A 1,709-nucleotide genomic window follows, 5' to 3' on the forward strand; every position below is an offset into this window, starting at 1 on the left:
AGATATCTGTGTTGGAGTTCCTGTGGCGAACAGATCGGAAAGTGCTATATCAGGACTCATAGGGTTTTTTGTCAATACCATTGCTTTGCGAAGCATGATAACAGCATCAGATTCTTTTATGACAGTATTGTCCAATGTTAAACAAACCGTGATAGATGGGTATAACTACCAAGATATTCCCTTTGAAAAAATCGTAGATAGGGTAGTAAAAGTAAGGGATCAAAGCAGAAGTCCATTGATACAAACCTTATTCTCATTACAAAGTAATAATCAAGGATCAGATTTAAGATTGGGAGATACAAAAATTGATTTTGAAGAAGTGGCTACTGAAACATCAAAATTTGATCTGTTGCTTGATGTAGTGGATATAACGGAAGAACTTCAAGTGAGTTTTGAGTATTGTACAGCCTTATTTAAAGAAGAAACCATCATTAGGATGGCAGGTCACTTTAAAAAATTAATAGCGTCTGTATTAACAGATGCTACCCAACTCGTTGGAAAACTTTCTTTAATAACTGCTGACGAGGAGCAGCAATTAAAAGAATTTAACCCAGCACCAAAAGAACCTACAAAGGGAACTATAGTTGACCTCTTTACACAACAGGTGGAGAAAACACCAGAGGCAATAGCAGTTGTATATCATAATGATCAGTTGACCTATAAAGAATTGAATAGACGCTCTGATACTATTGCGTGGAACTTACAGGAATTAGGAGTTGGCAAGGGAGATTTAGTTCCTATATGTCTCAATCGTTCTGTAGACACAGTACCCGCAATACTTGGAGTGCTTAAATCTGGAGCAGGGTATATTCCTGTAGATGCAAAATTACCTGAAGATCGTATAAAATTTATTCTTGAAGATATTGATTCACCAGTTTTGATCACTAAAACAAATGAGATCAATAAAGAGATCATTGCACGATATATCCAGATTTTTAACATAGATGAGATTGATGAAAGAAATACGGTTCCAACTGGGAAATCATTAATACCAATAATAGGAAATGACCATTTGGCGTATATTATTTATACCTCTGGAACTACAGGAAAGCCCAAAGGAGTTAAAATAAGACATAAATCACTAATGGATAGATCCATTTCCTATAAGGAAGATTATGGAGTAAATGAAAATACAAGGCTGTTACAATTAGCGAACTTCTCATTTGATGTATTTGTTGCCGATTTATGTAAATCCATACTGTTTGGAGGACAACTCATTCTGTGTGATCCAGAAGATTCTGAACCTGAAAGCATATGCGGCCTCATTGAAAAATTCGGGATTACCATCATTGAATCTACTCCAGGAATTATATTACCGGTAACCTCACAAATCCTGAAAAAAAACTTATTAGTTCCAACACTAAGAACATTGATTATTGGTTCAGATTCTTGGAATCTGGAAGACTATAAAAAACTAGTACACTCCTTTAAAGATAGAATTGGAATTATTAATAGTTACGGAACTACCGAAACTACTATAGACGCTACCATATTTAAAGAAAATGATGCTAAAAAGCTAGAGCAGTACCTTACACTACCTATTGGAAAAGCGATTCGAAATACAAGTATGTATGTATTAAACGACTATTTGAATCTTGTGCCTATCGGGATTGCTGGCGAATTATGTATAGGAGGAATCGGTGTCGGTGAGGGATACTTAAACCGAGATGTATTAACGTCCGAGAAATTTATAGCGAATCCCTATGGTA

1 protein-coding gene is annotated in these 1,709 nt (G+C 35.5%); it reads left to right on the top strand.

Features of this window, described 5'->3' with window-relative positions:
- The coding region (locus tag WBG07_RS19295; protein ID WP_340203762.1) for a non-ribosomal peptide synthetase at positions 1–1,709 on the top strand (1,709 nt) is incomplete at both ends.

Origin of the sequence: Ascidiimonas meishanensis, assembly GCF_037782385.1 — a bacterium.
In the GTDB taxonomy this organism is placed as follows: domain Bacteria; phylum Bacteroidota; class Bacteroidia; order Flavobacteriales; family Flavobacteriaceae; genus Ascidiimonas; species Ascidiimonas meishanensis.